Origin of the sequence: Sphingobacterium sp. R2, assembly GCF_040760075.1 — a bacterium.
Taxonomy (GTDB): domain Bacteria; phylum Bacteroidota; class Bacteroidia; order Sphingobacteriales; family Sphingobacteriaceae; genus Sphingobacterium.
Genome location: NZ_CP142884.1, coordinates 4,419,110 through 4,438,942, shown reverse-complemented (window position 1 = coordinate 4,438,942; position 19,833 = coordinate 4,419,110). Strand labels below are relative to the sequence as shown.

Genomic DNA, 19,833 nt, shown 5'->3' with positions numbered 1-19,833 from the left:
GCTTTAAAAAGTTACATTTAAACCGAAGTTGAAAATACGCGTTGGTGGGTATGGTAGGTCTGCAGATGATTCCAGCACTTCGGGGTCTAAATTGTATAGTTTGTCTAGCTTTGTCCATGTGAATAGATTATAGCCGCTGCTATAGATGCGTAATTGTTTTATTTTAAGCTTTTCAAGTGCAGTTGCAGTTAGTGTATAGCTAATTTCAGCGGTTTTAAGTCGGATATAGTCACCTGGTATAGCCCAAAAGTCCGAATACCAATCCCTTGGGCTTTGGCTTAATGAGCTTGTATATACTTGCGGATATTTGGCTGCGTTTCCTAATTCTGGTGTCCAATGTTGCAGGTGTATGGGGAGTGCTTTGCTGGCGTTGTGATGGATAACAGCTCCTTCGGCACTAGCGACGAAATTGGCGGCTCCCTGGAAGAGGACGGTAACATTAAAATTTTTGTAACCGGCACCCAATGTAATTCCATAGGTTGTATTGGGCAGGTTTGTATAGCCAAAAAAAGATTGGTCACTCGCGTTTATAATTCCGTCCCCATTTAAATCTTTGTATTTTAAATCCCCTGGACGACCGCCTGCGGGTTTGGCTACATTCGGATCCGCAATTTCTTCGGTTGTGTAAAACTCTCCTGTCCAACTGTATTTGAGCTTGGCTCCAATCGCTTGGCCGGTTTGTTTTTGATAAGGGTATAACGGTACTGGTTCGTCTCTAAACAACACCTTATTTTTTGCCAACGAATAGGTTCCTTTTACCGTGTATCGCCAATTGTCCTGGATTTGGCCTGTATAGCCTAATTCGACTTCCCAACCTTTATTATTGGTTTTTCCTAAGTTGACGTTAGGCAGTGTTTGGCCGAATACGGCTGAAACAGCGCCTCTGCTGGTGAGAATATCAAAGCGATTGTTGTCAAAATAGTCAATGGTTGCTGTCACCTTGCGATTTAAAAAAGCTAAATCAAGACCAATATCCATTTTCTTTTCTTTCTCCCAGGTTACCTGATTATTCCCTAAGGCACCCTCTGCAGCGGTGACATAGCTGTTATTGTTCGCTTCGCCAAATAATCCCGAACCGCTGCCAATACTGTAGTTTTGAAGATACGCATATACTCCACCAGTATTGTCAACGCCGGTTAGACCATAGGAACCACGCAACTTGAAAATATCAATAAAGGGAAGTTTTTGTTTAACAAATTTTTCTTCCGCGATGTTCCATCCGATAGAGGCTGCAGGAAAGAAGCCAAATCGACGTTCTTTTGCAAATCGATCGGATCCATTGTAGGCGCCGCTCAATTCCAGCAGGTATCGGTTCTTGAAGTCATAACCTATACGAGCTGTGTATCCCCGGAAATTTTCGGGGATAAAATTATAATCTTTTGCGCCCGTTGCGCTTTTACTGTTTTGGTTGTATAATACCAATGCAGAGACATGGTGCGCCTGTGCAAAGCTGCGGCTATAGTTAAGCATGGCTTGCAATGTGATTGCATAATTGGTACTTCCGGCACCATAGTTTAAGCTTGGCGTTGCGATGCGATAAACGTTGTCCTGACGGCCGAACGAATAGGAGTCGGTGGTCGGATCATAGATATAGGATGGGAAACCACCGCCAGCGGTAGGACGTTGTAAAGAACGGTTGTAAGCGTAGTCGTTGCGGTAGGCTAATGTTCCTTTGAAAGACAGCCCCTTTGTAATGAAGTTCAATTTCTGATTTGCGGATGCTGCCAGGTTCATATTATTATTGTGGGTACGATAGTAACCGTTGTACATCAAACGACCAATGAGGTTGTTGTTATTTCTGCCGGCAGAATTTCTCTGCCATACGCTATAGCCTAGACTACCATCGGGATTGAATAGGGGATAGTTGTAAGGCGCGGTTTCAGCCGTACGGCTGAGATCGCTGAAAATATTGTCGTTAGCACTTGCATTGTTGCGATTGGTTTCACCTAGGCTACCGAAGAAATCAAAACGCACATCGAGGTCATTATTCACTTTTAAATCTATGTTTGAGCGATAATTATATCGCTTATAATAAAATTTACTGTTAAGGTCTTCGCTGAAATCCTTTAATTGTCCACCTTGATTCAAATACCCGACAGATACGTAATATCTTGCGCGATCGGTACCACCCGTTACATTCAGTGTATTTGTCGATTGCGGTGCAAATTTGCGTAATAGAATGTCTGTCCAGTCATTATTGGGGTGCGTATAGGGAGAAGTTCCGTCTTTGAACAATTGCAGGTCTTCTTCTGAGAACTGAGGTTTAAAATTTGCGTTTGGATTTAAGTTATTTGTATTGACCTGGGACTCGACCAGGAGTTTGGCTGATTCGTAGGCATCTAAATACCGGGGCGTTCGGGTTAATTGACTCAGTGCATATTCAGTCTGAAAGTTGATTTGAGGCTTGCCCGACTTTCCCCGTGTTGTTGTCACTAAGACAACTCCATTAGCACCTTTGATACCGTAAATGGAGGTTGTTGCAGCATCTTTGAGGATGCTGATCGATTCGACTTCATTTGCATTTAAAGTTTGGAACTGTGCATAGGTGAACTCGATGTCATCAACAATAATAAGCGGTTGGTTGTTGCCGGTATAAGAACTTGTTCCACGAACATAAAACGTGGCACCATCGTTACCGGGTTGTCCTGAACGCTGCTGACTTGTAAATCCTGTTAAACGGCCCGCCAATGTATTTTGTAAGCTAGGTGATGGGCTTTGCCGAATTTCGTCACCACTAATGGAGCTTACAGCTCCTGTAAGTGTCTTTTTCGTGGTTTTACCATAACCCACCACGACGACTTCATCGATTTCCTGCTCACGTGGCACTAATTGGATGGTAATGGTATTTTTCCCCTGCACGTCTACCTCCTGGCGTAAATAGCCAAGATGGTTGACTACAATCGTCCCATTGCTGATATTTAATTTAAAGCGGCCGTTATCATCTGTGCGTGTTTGGTGATTTGTCACATTTTTCTCAGTAATCGTCACATCCTTAAGCGGACCACTGCTTCCTCGAACGGTGCCTGTCAACTGTCTTTCCTGACCGATAACAGTTGAGCAGGTGATCGTGGTAAGGCCAATGAGCGAATATATTAAGTTTTTCATTTAGAGTATCTGTCTTTTTGGTTAATAATAGCCTTCATTTTGGATCAATGCAGGATTTTTAGACGTTTCGCTATAAGGTATAGGCATATAGTAATACTTGGTTTCAAAATAAAAGGGGGTAAGCATTTGTTCGGTTGCCGTCACAGATGTCCCTGATTTATGGAGTACAAGACCTTTGAGCGGATTTTTGATTTCTCCAGCATCCTTCCACCGTCTGATATCCCAGAAACGATGTTCTTCGAAAGCCAGTTCGATACGTCTTTCATTTTTAATAAGATCGCGCATTGCGGTTTGGGCGATCCCTTCTGAAATACCATAGCGACTATTGTTGCCCGGTTTAATACCGGCCCGTGCTCGTATCATAGTGATCTGTTTGACTGCATCTTCGGTACGACCGACTTCGTTAAGGGCTTCGGCGTAGCTTAGTAAGACTTCAGCATAACGGAAATAGGGGAAATTATGGCTTTGATTTGCATAGGTCGTAGCGTTTGTGAAATCACCCAAGAATTTACGTAAGTAGTAAGCGGTCTTTGTCTGGTTTAAGAATGGTTTATTGGGTTTATCCAAACCACCTTCGAATGTTTCAATCGGCCTGCTCAACCACCTGAGCCCATTGTAAAAAAGGATAGCTTTTAATCGGGGATCGCGATTTTCATATTGGTTGAGATCGGTAGTTAAACCTACATAGGGTAAACCGGTATCCATTGGAAAGGCGTTGACAAAATTTTGAGTAGGGCTTGTTCGACCGTTGCTGGCCGCAGGTGCAACATAACCCACTGGTGCGTTATTTGCCTCTAACGAAGTTGAATTGGCCGATTGTTTGGCGAAGATTATATCTGTGTTTACCTTGGTTGTAAAAATGTTTGCATACGCTGCGGTACCCGTGCCAGCCGGTAATTTATGGTAACCTTTAGCGATCAACTCTTCGGCAGTTGAAAGAGTACGTGTCCACCTTCCATTGTCTTTGTTTGGATATCCGTTTAGGAGCTTGATTTGCGGGTTGATACTAACACCGCCGCCATTGAAAAGTGGGCTAGCTGCGTAGAGATATAATCTCAGCTTTAATGCTAAGACTGCTTCACTTGTGGCACGGCCATATTCAGTGGTAGAAAGCAGTGTGGAAGACGCTGCGGGGAGCTCTGCTTTAATTTCATCACACTCCATGGCGATATAATCCACACATTCAGCGTAGGAGGCCCGGGGTAAATTAAGGTCATCGTTGAGATCAAATACCTGTTCGCCCAATAATGGAATTCCACCGTAGCGCTTCAACAACTCAAAATACGCAAATGCCCTAAGAAACCGTGCTTCAGCTTTATAGCGACGGATCATGTTTTCGGGAATGGGTACTACCGATATATTTTGTAAGAACACATTTGCCCGGCGAATAATTGTATAGCTATTCTGCCAGTTATTGTCAGGATAATTTACAGCGGTCAACTGACCATTTGTAAATAGCCGAATATCCGAGGTTTCCGAAGATGGTACGGCATCATCCGTTGCTGCATCAAGCATATCTCCTGTAATGCGGTTGAAGCCGTTAGGAAGGAAGGAGTAGATTCCGAATAGGTAGGCTTTTGCCTGTACGCCCTCCTTGTCTGTGGGATCAAACACATCCCCGAGCAGAATCCGCTCTTCCGGTTGGTGTTCGAATTTGTTACATGATGCTATCCCGAGCATGGCAAAGACTAGCATACAAATTACTGGTTTTCTCATATCTCCCTGTATTATAATTGGATGTTTAGACCGAAACTGATAACTTTTTGTATTGGGTAGAGGCCACGGAAATTTTCAGGATCGGCGCCGTTAAAGGTTTTGGAGCTGAATGTAAAGATGTTGAATCCATTCGCGAAAATCCGTGCGGATTTGATTTTTGCGCGCTGCGTTAATGCCGTTGGTAGCGTATAACCCAATTCAATATTCCGTATACGTAAGTAGTTGCCATTGCGTAACCAAAAGGTTGAATACACATTGTTGTTTACGGCACCACTTTGTGGCCCCGAATCCGTGCTTAATCTTGGATAGCGAGCATCCGAGTTGTCCATGGTCCAACGATCGAGCTGTGTGCTGTAAGCTTGACCCGTGCCGCTGTTAAATTCCCGGTAACTATTGCCAGAAAGATAGACTTCACGATTTATCATGCCCTGAAATAGGATAGAAAAGTCGATATTTGCGAAGCTAAAGCCTAATTTTGCGCCCAGCAATACCTGTGGTTTCTCAGAACCTATTGGACCTTGGTCATATTGATTGATCAGACCATCACCATTCAGATCCCGGTAACGAATATCTCCCAACTGAGGTGAATAGCCCTCCATTGTTGGTGAAGATTCTAATTCAGTAACGTTTGTGTATAATCCTTCGGCAATATATCCTATGGTCTGTCCAACAGGATGTCCTGTAGCGGTCATCCAAGGATAAGGCAATGTAGGTTCGGCTTGGTATACCATTTTCGATTGTTGAAAGCTGGCATTGAGCAATGCATGATAGGAGAATTTGGATTTATGGTCACGCCATCCCAATTCGGTTTCAAATCCGGTGTAATCTTGTTTTCCAATATTTTCATTGGGATAGCTGATGCCTAATAGGGCATTATTACTTTTGCGTGTAATATTTAAGTCACGATACCTATTCTTATAGTAGGTTAATTCAAAAATAAGGCGTTCGTTAAGGAGTGCACCATCGATACCTAAATTTAACATGTTCACTTTGGCCCAGGTAGGATTGGGGTTGGCCAAATAAGATTCACCGATTGTGGCTGCCGAGCCCGCCGACGAACCGAAGAAAGTTTCTGGAGTACCATTATAACTTTGTATATAGGTGTAATAGCTCGCATTGTCACGACCTAACAAACCATATGATCCAAAAAGCTTGAGTCTGCTTATCCATTTGTAGTCCTTAAGGAGGTTTTCACGATGTACATTCCACCCTAGGCCGATAGCGGGGAATGTACCGTACTTGAACCCGCCGTCGTTCGGGTAACGATTAGCACCATTAACAGCAAAAGACATTTCTGCAAGGTAGCGGTTATCGTAGTGGTAAGCAGCATGCCCCGAGATGCCCTGTACAGTATAGGGTAGGTCTGAACCATTGACCAGATTGTCCCGATTGGCTAACAGCATAAGGTCGAGCCCATGCTTTTCGGTTTCATTGGAGTAGCCTATTGAAAGCTCCTGAAAATTTGATCTATTCTGAAATGCAATGTTATTGCTGTTATTTTGCTCCGTATTATTACCGTACTGTTTGTATATTGGTGCTTCGAGATCATCGTTCATTAACTGAAATACAGCGAATGATTTGTTTCGTACGTAATTTTCACGAAGGTTGGAAAAAAATGAAGCTCTGGCTTTTAACCACAAGCCTTTTACTACATCATCCAATGAACGTCTTAAGTAGAAGTCCGTTAGTATCGTACGCGTATTAGCTACGGCATATCCTGAAGCGTTAGTCTGCGCTACTATATTATTTTGAAATTTGGAAGAGCCGCCAAAAGTTCCATCTAAGTTATATATTGGATATGCACTGTTGGGGGTGTTTAAAATTGACTGAAAGATATTATCTGTCCCATCGTTACCGGGGCTGTTGGCATTCAATATACGGCCTTGGATATACACTCCGGCCTCCAGTAAATTGGAAAGCTTGACATCCACATTCGAACGGACGAAATAACCCTTCGCGTTGGTGTTCGTGCTATAATTGTTGTTGGCATTGGATTTTAATAGGCCGTTTTGACTGAGATGTTCGAGATTGACGAAATACTTGACATATTTGTTTCCTCCGCGGGTATTCAGATTGTATCGTGCCACAGTAGCGCTGTTTTTAATGACCTGTTCAGCCCAATCTACATTTGGATAGGCCTGTGGATTATTACCGTCTTTAAAGCTTTTTAGGGCAGTTTCACTAAAACCATTGTTAGTGACCGAAAGCCCATCATTTTGTAATGCTTCATTGTACAATAGGGCATACTGATAGGCGTCCAATGGTTTTCCGATCAAGTTCTGCAATGGTTTTTGGATGCCATACTGAGCCGAGAAATTAATCTGAGTCCTATCGGTGTACCCTTTTTTTGTGACAATTGCTATTGCACCGTCAGCGCCACGGATGCCTAGCATTGCTAGGGAGACAGCATCTTTTAATACCGAAATTGATTCGATCTCCTGCATGCCGATTTCCGTGACAGAGCGTGGAATACCATCGATTAGTATGATCGGCGGGCGGCCCCTGAGTTGATAGCTCACGTCTTCATTTAATGGCTGGCCATTGTTTTGGCTAACCTTTAGACCGGACAATTGTCCCGCCGCTGCAGTAAGGTAGCCAAATACCGGAGTTGAGGCAATTGCATTGCCAGGTAATTTGGACACCGAAGCTGTGGAGTGCTGCTTAGGTGTATTGAAATAGATTAATTGATTGATGTTACTGATAGAATCTTGCTCTAGAGTTTTCTCTAAAGAGACATCTTGCTGCGCATAGCTCCACAAGGGAAAACAAAAGAGCATAGCATAAGCTGTCTTAGATTTAAGCAAACTTTGTAATTCTAACATTCCTTAATTGGTTTAAAATTGGTCTTTTAAAATATGATCATCACGAATTTCGTAGCTTACATGGAAAAATAATTCCCGCTATCTTATACTTGGTGTATAATATAATAAGGCGCGCAGGTCTACTATATTCGGTTAGTCAATACCCAAAGATATTATAGTTGTATTCGGAAAGGTTTGCTGAACTGCTTTTTTTTTAATGAAACCGTTCCCAAATTTTGGGAACGGTTTCACGGTTAGAATGATCCGTTTTGGTGTTCGCGAATCTTAAGGGATCTATTTGAAAAATCAATCTGTCGGAAGAGGAGTGAGGATAGTTGGTTGCTTAAATTTTTTCCACTGTTGATTATTAAAAGATTTCTTCCTCAACATCTGAAGGCTCTGTTGGCGGTTGAATCGGCAGCCCTTCTGCATCATTTGCTTCTTCATTTTCAGCTATAGCTTCATCGTCAAATTCGCTTTCATCTTCAAAACCACTTTCTTCTGGAATATCTAGATCATCTTCTTCGGGGATGATTTTATTGTCAAATTCACTATCTTCCTCAAAACCAATTTCTTCTGGAATATCTAGATCATCTTCTTCGGCGATGATTTCATCGTCAAATTCGCTTTCATCTTCAAAACCACTTTCTTCTGGGATATCCAGATCATCCTCGTTTGGGATTTCTGGATCATCCTCGGATTCATATTCGAAAAGATCTTGATTGGGATCTTGTTGCGAGATAATCGCCAATGCAATGATAGGCATACCTTGATGCTGATCGTGCGTTATTTTTTTTACGTTCATATTAAACTTGTTTTATTCGTAGGACAGCGCATAATGGACAATTGTTGATCGATTAACTACGCGATAAATGCCACTTTATACCTGAAATTGCAGCTATACGCCTTTTACATTTTTTAATGGGCAACGTGTTTCTACTTTTTGTGACCGATTTATGCGTGAATTGACGAATCCATCATCTTTGATCGAACGAAAATACTGTCCCCGCTGTTAACTTTTTAAAAATTAATTTATGTGGAGAGCGTAAGATTAATATTCGCTAACCTGAAATTGAGTCAGTCATTAAAAAATTTATAGATAAAATGGAAAAACCGGTAAAAATGGATAGACGTAAAGCTTTGGGAACAATAGGAACCAGTGTGTTAGCTTTAGGATTAGTGGGAGGATGGCAGCCAGCTAAAGCCCAGCAAGCTGGAAATGCTATTTTACAGAATCCAAATGAAAAATACCCTAGACCACCATTTCAAAAGCAAATCCAGCCCTGGCCTGGATTGAGCAGTAAAATGAATCCAAAACCCGACCACGGCGAAGAATCATATAAAGGAAGTGGTCGATTGAATGGTCGAAAAGCTTTAATTACTGGCGGCGATTCTGGAATGGGTCGCGCTGCGGCAATCGCGTATGCGCGTGAGGGAGCCGATGTGGCTATTAACTATCTGCCGGATGAGGAGGCTGATGCCAAAGAAGTTGTTGCGTTGATCAAAGCTGCAGGGCGAAAGGCGGTGGCAATTCCAGGTGATCTTCGGGAAGAAAAGTTCTGTACGCGTCTAATACAAGAGGCTACACAACAGTTGGGTGGTTTGGATATTTTGGTCAATAACGCTGCCCGGCAGCAGACAAAACCTTCCATATTGGATATTACAACTGAAGAATTTGATGCCACCATGAAGACTAACATCTATGCTCCATTTTGGCTTATTAAAGCTGCTTTACCGCATTTGAAACCCGGTTCAGTTATTATAGGGACAACATCAGTACAGGCGACAGATCCATCGGAAGATCTTTACGATTACGCGCAGACAAAAGCCGCTACAACAAACTATATACGATCTCTCGCGAAACAGCTTGGACCAAAAGGTATTCGCGTGAATGGTGTAGCTCCTGGACCTATTTGGACACCGCTACAAGTGAGCGGCGGTGCAACACAAGAAAAGCTTGTGAATTTTGGAGGGGACACGCCCATGGGACGGCCCGGACAACCAGCTGAACTAGCATCAATCTATGTTCAACTTGCCGCATCAGATGCCAGTTATGCTAACGGACAGATCTATGGAGCAGCGGGAGGAGGTGGGCAACCTTAAGCTGATCCGCTACATTACGGAATAAACAGTTTTATCAAATATCTATCTAAGTGGTGTCTTGTGTTGCAATCGGTGATAAGCTGATTGCAACTCCTTTTGAATATACACTTTGCCGGAACTAGCTACTTATCCATCACTATTTATAATGACAAACCTTGTGCAAGATAAATTGTTCTTGATGTAAGATAAATTTTTCTTCAGAAAAGGCGATTTGATAATGTGGCCGGCTCATTAGAATACCTTTTAAATAATTGGAACATGGATCAGCTTAGCTTATTTCAAAACGAAGGATATCGTTTTCCGGAAGAGCTCCTAGAATTTGAAGCGGATTTTCTGACACTAGAGGAAGCTGATGATTTATTTCATCGATTGCTCAAGGAGGTTCGTTGGGAGCATACATCTAAGATGATGTACGATCGAACGGTATTGACCCCTAGGTTGACGGCTTGGTATGGTGATGAAGATACCAGTTACCAACTCGCTGGAAAAACAATCACTGTAAATCAATGGCTTGAACCTTTGAAAACTCTGAAGGAAAAGATCGAGCAGCGCTTTAATTATCGATTCAATTCAGTATTGCTTAATTTATATCGCGACAACAATGATTCGGTGGCCTGGCACCGTGATCGAGATAGCGAACTAGGAGATAGGCCTGTAATTGGATCGATAAGTCTGGGACAGGCGCGTTTTTTTGATTTTAGGAAGGCAGACGATCATAGTAAAAAGTATTCTTTGTTGCTAAGTCATGGCTCCCTGTTGCTGATGAAAGGCGATTTGCAGGAAACTTGGGAACATCGTGTCGCAAAATCAACGCAAAAAATGAGAGCTCGTATCAATTTGACTTTTCGCCTGATTGGCGATGTACATTAGGTTTTTTTAAGATCTTAATCAGTTTTTATTAGCATCCCTCTATTTTGTCCATCCCACGCTTCTCTTCCACTCTTCCATTTCTCGTTTTCTTTTTAAAAAGTCTTTTGGTGGCGACTGCTTTTCATGCACCGCCTGTATCCTTATCACTTCAGTTTGCTCTTCAAGCGTGTTTAGCCCGATTGACTTTCGTCGTTTATTTACTTTGATCACATCATCGACTGTATGCGCACTTAGATTTCCGTTTTCGTCCCAATCAAACTGGGTTCCATAACGTTGTGGCTGATCTTGAAATACAGCTATTCGGTCTGTCAGATAAGCTAAGTTTCTAGGGTCGGCTTTATTACTTTTTACAGCTGTCTTCAGTAGTTGGGCACTTCTCTTCATGAATTCTGGTTGTTCAATTGCATGCTGTATAATTAACCAGGTGGCTTCGCTCGCTTCTTTTCCCACTTTTTCTGCTGTAGGATAACCGATAGTGTTCATGATTTTGTCCAGAATCTTAGCATTTTTATTGTGTAAGGTCTTCATTTCTTCATTATACCCATCGCTTAGTTTACCCTCATTAATAAGCTTATCCCTTAATGCTAAGTCTGCATTTTTCAGGTCAATTATTTTTTTCGCAATGCCTTTATATTGTGTCATAAGTACCTTTTCGTAAATGACTGTTGTGATTGAAAATTTGAAGCATATTTATCATAGTAATATACAATTCATTCATTCATCAACACTTTTTACTATAATTAGATGCAAATTACCGACGGCCGTAATCCCTTATCAAATTTAATATGTAATTGTTGTATTATCAATAAGCGTTGAAATTCTGATGATCAAGCTGTTTATAAAATTTCCATTTACAAGATCATTGGGTCTCTTCTGAGTGAAGTATCTTCTTTCGATTGAACTTTTAGTAAACCTTTTTGTTTTGTATTTTTACGAAAACACGGCTGGTATCGCTTCTGCAATTCAGGATGTGTCGGTTTGATAATGACCAAATGGATAAGATTATGATAAATATCAAGGTATGTGTTTTAATTTTCTGTTATGCATATTTTTTCGCTCACAGCAATTGTAGTGCTCAGCCTACGAAGAAAAATCATAAGGCAAGTATTCAAAGTATCGAAGGTAAATGGTTCGACAAAAAAAATAAAAGACATCTATCCATCTATCATGAACATGGACAGGATTATTTTACCATTAACGATTGGTATGACATCGGCCGGGGTAGAGAACCAATGATTGATGCCTATAGAGCTTGGCCAAGAGGGAATAAATTGATCATGCTGCAAAGTACTACCGATCTGAGAGCCCCCTATGCAGAGATTCTGCCTTCTGGGAAGTTTCTTTTGTACCGTACAAAAAAGATGAATGATGAAAAAGGTCCTTTTATAGACAGCGCTTTCTTCTCTAGGTACAAATAACGGATTTTCCACCGTTCTATTCATGTCATTAAATTATGTCATTAAAATTGAGAGACCGATAAATTTATAGGTGTTGTCTAGATTTTTTAGTGGCAGCTGGTGAGGCAAAAATAGAAAAAATAGCATACGTAATGCGCAAGTTAAGCGTCATTATCATAACTAGAAGTGTCCCTATTGCCCATTTGTAAGATTTTTTAAGAAAATCAATATTCTGTAATTTAGCTAAAACAAATAGGTAGGGTAAAGCGCAAATAAGCAAAAAACTTTGGTATTTAATTTTGATGAAGTTTTAGAGAGCAAATGGAATATAAGAAAACAAAGCCTTGCAAAGAGTTAGAACCCTATATTCATTTTTATTGGGAACTTAGCGGAAATGAATCTGAAAGGGTGTGGGAGCGGGTTTTCCCCGATGGTTGTGCTGGCATCCTATTGAATTTAGGAAATAAATGTTTGACTGATAATGGTTGTTTCTCAATGGATTATGGAAAAACCTATGTAGTAGGTGCTATGAATGCTTTTAAAGATAGTCTTATTGATAACGATACACATCTCATTGGTGTTTGTTTAAAACCTGCAACTTTTGCTAATTTCTACCGTTTTACTGCTCAAAATGAATTGACAAACACTACGGTCGAATTTGAAAAAAACATCTCTTTTAATGTCGATAAAGTACTTGAAGAGCATTTCAATTTTTTTGATCGTTTTTATTCCGCAAGAATAATTACCCGAACAAACCACTTACATACTGTTATTGAGGGTATACATTTGTCGAAGGGAAGAATTAGCATTTTTGATCTGGCAAAAAGAAATTGTACAACCGTCAGACAGCTGGAACGAAATTTTAAAAAATTTATTGGACTATCGCCAAAGCAATATTCGAACATTATCCGTTTTCAGCATGCTTTATCCTTGATCAGAAATTCGACAGACAGTCGCAGTCTGATGGATATCGCTTTTGAGTGTGGCTATTATGATCATTCGCATCTGAGTCTTGAAATCAGACGGAATACTGGCCTTTTACCATCGTCACTTTAATTTTGTCGCATTTTTACAAAATAACGATGATAGCCTAGTCTTAAATTTGCAGAAACTTTAGAACGCTAAACATATGCGAAAAATTTCACTTTTTATTGCAATGAGCCTAGATGGATATATTGCAAAGCCTAACGATGACTTGAGCTTTTTAAAATTGGTCGAAAAAGAAGGAGAAGACTATGGCTACACTGAATTTATGTGTCAAATTGATACCATCATTGTCGGCAGAAAAACTTACGACTATGTCGTTCGCGAAATCGGGACCTCCCATTACGACAATGGACAGCGAGATGTTTATGTTATCACAAGAACAGAGAAACCACAAGTGGGTAGGACGATTTTTTACACAGGTGACTTAATCGAATTGGTAGCCCAACTAAAATCACTAGCTGGAAAAAATATCTATTGCGATGGTGGGGCGGAAGTAATCAATGCGTTTTTAAAGTGTGGCTTAATAGACGATTTTGTCATCTCGGTTATTCCAATTCTCCTAGGTAATGGGACAAAACTATTCAAAGACGGAAGACCTGAGCAAGCCCTACAATTTATGACATCAAAAGTTTTTGATACCGGGTTGATTCAACTACATTATAAGTGTACATAAAGAGCGGCCAGCTGAGAAGTTAATTTAAGGGCTATCCTACTTGGTTAAGTATTGAAACTGCTTTTCACATGGCACTCTTCCAATATATTTTGTTAATTCTACTGACATGATTAACATTTTTAAATGTCATTGAATAAGAAGCAAAAAAGAGTGACTCATCATCTTTAGAGTTGCCCTGTAACGTAAAAACGTTTTATAGGTGATGCTGATAAGTATTATTTTTACAACCGCTACTAAAGCTCGTCAACAAATATCGACTTAAGGTCTGAACGTCAAATAATATTAATAAAAATTGGTAGCAAATTGAGACAGAAGGACTATTGAAATTTTTGCTTTTCATGTATTTTTCCGCAATTGTAAAGCTTTACATGGAATCTCCCGATATTTGAGAAAAACTTCAGATATCAAGTGAATAATTTAAAGCAGGAAGTTCCATTTTACTAAATCGAACGTCTTTGCAGTACTTTGATAATCTAAAATGATAACTTAGGCTTAATTAATCAAAGTAAGATCGTTCATAAACAATTGCGATCAAAATAAAACCAAAAATGTACAGCATGAGATATGCTGAAAACGTTAACATTTTTAACGGTAAAGTCGACGCTCAACTAATCAAAATAAGCTCAATTATGAAAAGAATGCTATTTATTTTAATCTTGATAATATCCGCATCAGTTATTTTTCAAGCGAAGGCACAAACACAAAAAAACAACAATTATGATTTTTTTGATACTGTCGTCAACAATCACAATCAGATCTTTGGGCCTTCAGGTATTCCTTCAGCTATCGAAATGGTGCTAAAGTATTGCAAAGCGGTAGATTTTAATTTCTATGACTTGCAACTTAAATGGCAGAATAAAATAGATGGCTCTTTCCGTGATTTTGACCAAAAAGAACTATATGGGATTACTTTTTCTCAGAAATTTGTATTGCCCCGGGATGAAAGTTTTCCAATGGATAGTCTTTTTCAAACGATAGATAATGAATTGAAATCTGGGAAAAAGGTAATTATCGCACTTCAGGTGGAAACGGGCTGGTCGATTTTTGTGGTTTATAAAAAGAGTCCGGATGGTGAATTAGTTTCATACAGCAAACACGGCAGCCACACAACGATACTCAGAAATACAAAGGAGATTGTGAAAAAGTCTAATGGAACAGAAATCATGACGTACAGCATTTCATCTAATGAATAGAAAAATATGATCATGTTTTGCGCTATCATCAAAAATAATTTAAATTATGAAAAAGATGCTCTTTATTTTAAGTGTGTTACTATCCACATCTATCGGTTTTCATTTGAAGGCTCAAACACAAAAAGATGATGATTTTGAGTTCTTTGATACTGTCGTCAATAACCACAATCAACTCTTTCAAATGTCTTGCATCCCATCCGCTGTCGAGATGATACTAAAGTATTATAAAGTGGTTGATTTTGATTTTTACGGTTTACAAAATGAATGGCAGAACAAGGCTGATGGTTCTTTTCGTGATTTTGACAATAGAGAATTATACGGTATTACCTTTTCTCAAAAATTTGTTTTGCCCCGGAATGCAACCTTTCCGATCGACAGTCTTTTTCAGACGATAGATAATGAGTTGAAGTCCGAAAAAAAAGTAATTATCTCACTTCCGGTAGACGGTGGCTGGCATATGTTTGTTATATGCAAACAAACTCCGGATGGAGACTTTGTATCCTATAGCAAACTTGGAAGTCATACGCTAATCTTTAAAAATACAAAGGAGATTGTGAAAAAGTCTAATGGAACAGAAATCTTAACTTATCGTACTCCTCCAGGAATGTAGCCTTTTAGAATTCTAGAAGAAATATTTGCGTGTTTTTCATCATTTCAAAGTGGTTTTTCCTCGTGGATATATATCCGATATGGAAATTAATTTATTGTTCGTGCCAAAGGACCGCGATTTGTTCCATTTTCATTATAGTTTTTTATGATTTAAACCTACTATTTAATTTTATAGGAGATTATACTTTAAGGAAGGGAAATTTTAGCTATCCATTTAGTAATCCGATTGTTCAAAATCCAATACGATCTTTCTAATGATAGGTTGCAAGAATTCGACCCAATTGCGGATATCTGTTTCATCAAAATATACCAACCAGATGTCACTAGAGTTTGTGTAGATATTCTCAACTTTCTCAAATTTTTTCTTGTACCAAAGCTGTATCTTTTCATCCATAGCAAAAATATAATGACTACTTGGTGGAAAACGTAGTTTGTCTTTAACTCTATTTTCGAGTATGGTTACTGTGGTTAGATCGTCCATTGTTAAAAAGAAGGGGATTCTTTCCCTGAAAACAGAAGGTGAACCAATGTCATTGTTCTTACTAATCTGTACTTCAACTACAAATTTAGAACCAGCATAAGCATCAAAACCACCTTGGGCACATTGGAACCAAATAACTAAATTGTGATCTTTTAATTGCTTGTAAAAGCCTAACATGCCGCTTTTAGTCTTTTTAAACCCTAAGCTTTTTAATTCAGGAAAAATAATTCTGTTGATTATTCGATATACTTCCGTTGATTTCATTTTGCTTTATAAAGTTTTTTAAGTATTTAGCCTCTAATTTAAATAATTAAGTCCTCATTCTCACTAATAATAGATGTGAGTTCTTCTTCAGAATAATTTTCTATAACACCCTACTTGGTTTAAAACAATCAAAGATGGTAAGATTGTCCAGCCAATGTGATTCCCAAAATCCCTCAATGATTGTTTTCAAATAGGTAATACTACGTTTAGTCGAGGATTGTGCATCTTGTTCATTTGTTATGACAAAAATAGGGAATCCGTTTTGTTCTCCTGGGTACAATAGGTCCCTGTAACAGGATGGCTGTGTAAAGATATCAGGGTCATTTTTAATTGCCTTTTCAAAGTCAATTATTAAAGTGATACTTTTATTCGTCTTCTGTCTGGTCATATCTATCAGTCGGCCTTTTGTTACTAAATAAATTTTCCCCTAACAAGACGCAGTAGGAGCGAATGATGTTCACTTTTTGAAAGTGTTCTTTTTTCAATTGAAATACCTGGCAAACCTTTCAGACGCTGAGCTTGTTCATTTGTTGGAAGAATCGGTAAAAACTCTTTAGCAAAATGCCGATTATCTTTAATTTATCAATAAAGGTTATATAAGGTTACCAACACTATAAAGAATTCATATTTGCACTAACCTTTACAAATTTTCAAAATCAGATATTGTCTGGAATTATTTAAAAAAATGGTATGAAAAAAGCAGCAAGTAAAAAGATTAGACCGTTGCAAAAGCAGAAGCGACCCGGATTGGAAATAAATATGGCTCCAGTTCCTGACACTTCTCCGTTAACGTATCCTGCTGAAGGAAAGTTGAAAAACAAGGTCGCGTTAATTACGGGGGGAGATAGCGGCATAGGCAAAGCTGTAGCTTTGTTATTTGCAAAGGAGGGAGCAGATATTGTTATTGCCTATCTTAATGAAACAAAAGATGCAAAACAAACCAAGAAAGAGGTTGAATCCTTCTCTAGAAAATGTACGCTGATTAAAGGTGATTTGGGAAAAGAAAATCACTGTAAAAAAGTAATTGAATCTACGATAAGAATGCACAAAAAAGTTGATATTATTGTTAATAATGCTGGGCTTCATTGGGAAACAGAATCCATTGAAAAAATTACTACTGAACAGTTACAAAAAACTTTTCAGAATAATTTCTTTTCCTATTTCTGGATTACAAAGTATGCCATTCCTTATCTTAAAAAGGGGGCAAGCATAATTAATACATCCTCTGTGACTGCGTATAGAGGCAGTCCAAAGTTGATCGATTACTCTGCAACAAAAGGTGCAATAATTTCTTTTACACGAAGCTTGTCTGCAAATCTTATTGCTAAAGGAATAAGGGTCAATGCTGTTGCGCCAGGCCCGGTATGGACTCCATTGATAGCATCCTCATTTGACGCTAAAAAAAACTCAGAATTTGGAAGCGACTCGCCAATGAGAAGGGCAGGGATGCCAAATGAAATTGCACCAAGCTTTCTATTTCTAGCGAGCGAAGATTCAAATTTTATGAGCGGTCAAGTTTTACACCCAAATGGTGGTGAAGTGGTCAATGGTTAGCAATTGCGCTCATATTTAAGATCCCTATTTATGTTGTTTTTTGCGAGCAATGAACTATTGCAGTCCGAGGAATGTTTACGGAATAAATGTGACAATCTTGTTTAGATTTAGTTATTTGGGAGGTTATGATTGATATAAGCAAAATATTCTCGGACGGAGTTGAAAGTTCGTTTCTTGTGGAAATTGCAGCGAGAACGATAATAATGTTTCTTCTGATTTTGATCATACTCAGACTTTCAGGTAGGAGAGGTGTTCGCCAGTTGACTGTTTTTGAAGTGGCGATTATTCTCAGTCTTGGATCGGCCGCAGGAGATCCGATGTTTCAGGAAGATTTGCCAATTTCCTATTCGGTTGTTGTTTTTATTTGTGTTATTGTACTTTACAAGTTCATAACCTGGCTTACCTACAAGTCTGAGGTGATCACTCATTTATTAGAGGGTAAAGTTCTACCAATAGTGAAGGACGGAGTATTTCACATCAAGCATGAAGATGATGATAATTTTTCGAGAACGGAGTTTTTTTCAGAATTCAGAAATTTAAACGTAGAACATTTAGGGCAGGTTAAAGAGGGTGTTTTAGAGATTGATGGCACATTAAGCGTTTTATTCTATGCTGATGATGACGTCAAATATGGGCTACCACTGTTCCCTTCTTCCTATAAGATGGTTGATGTATCCAACTCTGAAGGGCCGTTTGCATGTATGTATTGTGGCCATGTTGTGTTTAATTTTGATAGCGATTCTCAATCCTGTACTCGGTGTCATCGAAAGGAATGGACTAAAGCTATAAATTCAAGAAGAGTTTAGCGTTGCCAGTTTCTGTAAAAATATTCATTCTCCGCGCAGACAGCGCTATTTTAAGAATATGAACTTGATTCAATTGAAAGGCTATAAAATAAAAAAAAATAATCAAAATATATTATCTTTTTGATTTAGAAAAATATCGTGATAATGCCCGAGGAATTTTAAAATAAGTCAGAGGTAATCCTGATAGACTAGTTTTAAACTTGTGTAGTAAGATACAGTATACAATACCTAAGTAATAAATTTATGTTTGGACAGCTCATTTGAAGCATGTTGTACATTTAGCGTACACTATTGATTAACAGCATTAAAAATAATATTTTGCATCTGCCCGATTTTTTGTGAATTATGCACATCATTAGCGATAATAAATAATCCCAATTGTTGCGCAATATAAATAGTACATAAACTGTTAAAGCCCAATTTTGTATTTCCGTTATGGTAAAAATAATGGATACCGTTTTCGGTATTATACATCCAGTTTAGCCAAATAGCGAAGCCGTTTGAACCAGTCAAAGTCAGTTGGTGGGAAAAATGAATTGCCGGATCACGCTCGTCCGCCTGGGCTTTAACATAGCCAATCAGATCACGCATTGTACCGTTCATGCTTGGCCCTATGTAATAACCTTCTAAGTTGACATATAATTGTGGCTTACGATCTTTGGTATAACCTTGGGCAAGTAGCGTACCTGTGGACGTTTTTGCGATTGATCCGATATTATAATATAGATCATCAGATGGTAACTTACCGCTAACCTTTACATTTTCACAATAATGGTAACTGGAGATTTTTCCTTTGTATATAATTCCAATGTTAAGACCGTTGGAGGTACTGTCTGACATATATTGCAGTGCCGCTCGATCGACAGCATGGTCAAGTTCGGACCGGAAAGGATTATCGGTTCTAACTTGCGACGGAGATTTATTAGAGGAAATCAAAGAACCTACCAGCAAAATTAAAATTTTTATATTCATAATGTATCTATTCATCTAAAGATCGCAATCAGGCATTTTCGGTTCACCTTTATATCAATTGTCCAATATTGTAAAACTTTAATTTCAAAACTAAAAATAAACATTTGAAAAAATATTGATCATGATTAAGTTTTGACTTTACAGTCCATCGAAAATTGACGGGATCAGCTAATCTGTAAAAATTATGCCGGGTATTGAAATTTTGTCTTTTGTGATAGCTGCATTATGCAGATGCGGGAAGATCGATATCTCAGCAACTTTTATAACTATCTGGATAAACTGGTTTCCATCATGATTTTATA

Annotated in this window: 16 protein-coding genes; 9 read left to right on the top strand and 7 right to left on the bottom strand. The window is 39.0% G+C overall.

Features of this window, described 5'->3' with window-relative positions:
• Window positions 1–3 precede the first annotated feature (3 nt).
• The 4 genes from VXM68_RS18640 to VXM68_RS18625 form a co-directional block, all read right to left on the bottom strand.
• Window positions 4–3,105 carry a SusC/RagA family TonB-linked outer membrane protein gene (locus tag VXM68_RS18640; protein ID WP_367209662.1) on the bottom strand — a complete coding sequence of 1,034 codons (3,102 nt, stop codon included), beginning with the start codon at window positions 3,103–3,105 and terminating at the stop codon, window positions 4–6.
• A gap of 21 nt (window positions 3,106–3,126) precedes the next feature.
• Complete coding sequence (locus VXM68_RS18635; RefSeq protein ID WP_294185022.1) at window positions 3,127–4,821, bottom strand: RagB/SusD family nutrient uptake outer membrane protein; 1,695 nt, start codon at window positions 4,819–4,821, stop codon at window positions 3,127–3,129.
• Between the two features lie 11 nt (window positions 4,822–4,832).
• Window positions 4,833–7,643 carry a SusC/RagA family TonB-linked outer membrane protein gene (locus VXM68_RS18630; protein WP_367209661.1) on the bottom strand — a complete coding sequence of 937 codons (2,811 nt, stop codon included), beginning with the start codon at window positions 7,641–7,643 and terminating at the stop codon, window positions 4,833–4,835.
• Window positions 7,644–7,989: 346 nt separating this feature from the next.
• Window positions 7,990–8,427: a hypothetical protein gene (locus VXM68_RS18625; protein WP_367209660.1), complete on the bottom strand. Its 438-nt coding sequence runs from the start codon at window positions 8,425–8,427 to the stop codon at window positions 7,990–7,992.
• 317 nt (window positions 8,428–8,744) lie between these two features.
• On the opposite strand from VXM68_RS18625, the gene VXM68_RS18620 reads away from it, so the two are divergent.
• A complete protein-coding gene (locus tag VXM68_RS18620; protein ID WP_293953742.1) occupies window positions 8,745–9,725 on the top strand; it encodes an SDR family oxidoreductase in 981 nt (326 codons plus the stop codon).
• Between the two features lie 258 nt (window positions 9,726–9,983).
• Window positions 9,984–10,595: an alpha-ketoglutarate-dependent dioxygenase AlkB gene (locus VXM68_RS18615; protein WP_367209659.1), complete on the top strand. Its 612-nt coding sequence runs from the start codon at window positions 9,984–9,986 to the stop codon at window positions 10,593–10,595.
• Window positions 10,596–10,634: 39 nt separating this feature from the next.
• Here VXM68_RS18615 and VXM68_RS18610 read toward each other — a convergent pair whose 3' ends face one another.
• Window positions 10,635–11,237, bottom strand: coding sequence for a DUF6624 domain-containing protein (locus tag VXM68_RS18610; protein WP_367209658.1), 603 nt, complete (start codon window positions 11,235–11,237; stop codon window positions 10,635–10,637).
• Window positions 11,238–11,599: 362 nt separating this feature from the next.
• Here VXM68_RS18610 and VXM68_RS18605 point away from each other — a divergent pair, with 362 nt between their 5' ends.
• The 5 genes from VXM68_RS18605 (at window position 11,600) to VXM68_RS18585 (ending at window position 15,455) form a co-directional block, all read left to right on the top strand.
• On the top strand, window positions 11,600–12,013 hold the full coding sequence (locus VXM68_RS18605) for a hypothetical protein (protein ID WP_367209657.1): 414 nt from the start codon (window positions 11,600–11,602) through the stop codon (window positions 12,011–12,013).
• Window positions 12,014–12,313: 300 nt separating this feature from the next.
• Entirely contained in the window at window positions 12,314–13,048 is a 735-nt protein-coding gene (locus tag VXM68_RS18600) for a DUF6597 domain-containing transcriptional factor (RefSeq protein ID WP_367209656.1), read from the top strand.
• Between the two features lie 73 nt (window positions 13,049–13,121).
• Entirely contained in the window at window positions 13,122–13,652 is a 531-nt protein-coding gene (locus VXM68_RS18595) for a dihydrofolate reductase family protein (protein ID WP_367209655.1), read from the top strand.
• 629 nt (window positions 13,653–14,281) lie between these two features.
• Window positions 14,282–14,845, top strand: a complete 564-nt coding sequence (locus tag VXM68_RS18590) for a hypothetical protein (protein ID WP_367209654.1) — start codon at window positions 14,282–14,284, stop codon at window positions 14,843–14,845.
• Window positions 14,846–14,891: 46 nt separating this feature from the next.
• Window positions 14,892–15,455, top strand: coding sequence for a hypothetical protein (locus tag VXM68_RS18585; RefSeq protein WP_367209653.1), 564 nt, complete (start codon window positions 14,892–14,894; stop codon window positions 15,453–15,455).
• Between the two features lie 213 nt (window positions 15,456–15,668).
• Here the strand turns inward: VXM68_RS18585 and VXM68_RS18580 are convergent, their stop codons facing one another.
• Complete coding sequence (locus tag VXM68_RS18580) at window positions 15,669–16,199, bottom strand: hypothetical protein (RefSeq protein WP_367209652.1); 531 nt, start codon at window positions 16,197–16,199, stop codon at window positions 15,669–15,671.
• Between the two features lie 690 nt (window positions 16,200–16,889).
• Between VXM68_RS18580 and VXM68_RS18575 the strand changes: the two genes are divergently transcribed.
• Both VXM68_RS18575 and VXM68_RS18570 read left to right on the top strand, forming a co-directional pair.
• Window positions 16,890–17,753 (top strand): SDR family oxidoreductase, encoded by an 864-nt coding sequence (locus tag VXM68_RS18575; protein WP_294185001.1) that lies wholly within the window; start codon window positions 16,890–16,892, stop codon window positions 17,751–17,753.
• Between the two features lie 218 nt (window positions 17,754–17,971).
• A complete protein-coding gene (locus tag VXM68_RS18570) occupies window positions 17,972–18,559 on the top strand; it encodes a DUF421 domain-containing protein (RefSeq protein ID WP_293953755.1) in 588 nt (195 codons plus the stop codon).
• Between the two features lie 288 nt (window positions 18,560–18,847).
• Here the strand turns inward: VXM68_RS18570 and VXM68_RS18565 are convergent, their stop codons facing one another.
• Entirely contained in the window at window positions 18,848–19,531 is a 684-nt protein-coding gene (locus VXM68_RS18565; protein ID WP_367209651.1) for a hypothetical protein, read from the bottom strand.
• Window positions 19,532–19,833: the final 302 nt, after the last annotated feature.

Bases quoted from the DNA above. Each gene is read 5' to 3' on its own strand.
- VXM68_RS18600 (WP_367209656.1), top strand. From the start codon at position 12,314: ATGGAATATAAGAAAACAAAGCCTTGCAAAGAGTTAGAACCCTATATT.
- VXM68_RS18585 (WP_367209653.1), top strand. From the start codon at position 14,892: ATGAAAAAGATGCTCTTTATTTTAAGTGTGTTACTATCCACATCTATC.
- VXM68_RS18595 (WP_367209655.1), top strand. From the start codon at position 13,122: ATGCGAAAAATTTCACTTTTTATTGCAATGAGCCTAGATGGATATATT.
- VXM68_RS18610 (WP_367209658.1), bottom strand. From the start codon at position 11,237: ATGACACAATATAAAGGCATTGCGAAAAAAATAATTGACCTGAAAAAT.
- VXM68_RS18590 (WP_367209654.1), top strand. From the start codon at position 14,282: ATGAAAAGAATGCTATTTATTTTAATCTTGATAATATCCGCATCAGTT.
- VXM68_RS18635 (WP_294185022.1), bottom strand. From the start codon at position 4,821: ATGAGAAAACCAGTAATTTGTATGCTAGTCTTTGCCATGCTCGGGATA.
- VXM68_RS18630 (WP_367209661.1), bottom strand. From the start codon at position 7,643: ATGTTAGAATTACAAAGTTTGCTTAAATCTAAGACAGCTTATGCTATG.
- VXM68_RS18580 (WP_367209652.1), bottom strand. From the start codon at position 16,199: ATGAAATCAACGGAAGTATATCGAATAATCAACAGAATTATTTTTCCT.
- VXM68_RS18575 (WP_294185001.1), top strand. From the start codon at position 16,890: ATGAAAAAAGCAGCAAGTAAAAAGATTAGACCGTTGCAAAAGCAGAAG.
- VXM68_RS18565 (WP_367209651.1), bottom strand. From the start codon at position 19,531: ATGAATATAAAAATTTTAATTTTGCTGGTAGGTTCTTTGATTTCCTCT.
- VXM68_RS18615 (WP_367209659.1), top strand. From the start codon at position 9,984: ATGGATCAGCTTAGCTTATTTCAAAACGAAGGATATCGTTTTCCGGAA.
- VXM68_RS18620 (WP_293953742.1), top strand. From the start codon at position 8,745: ATGGATAGACGTAAAGCTTTGGGAACAATAGGAACCAGTGTGTTAGCT.
- VXM68_RS18605 (WP_367209657.1), top strand. From the start codon at position 11,600: ATGATAAATATCAAGGTATGTGTTTTAATTTTCTGTTATGCATATTTT.
- VXM68_RS18640 (WP_367209662.1), bottom strand. From the start codon at position 3,105: ATGAAAAACTTAATATATTCGCTCATTGGCCTTACCACGATCACCTGC.
- VXM68_RS18625 (WP_367209660.1), bottom strand. From the start codon at position 8,427: ATGAACGTAAAAAAAATAACGCACGATCAGCATCAAGGTATGCCTATC.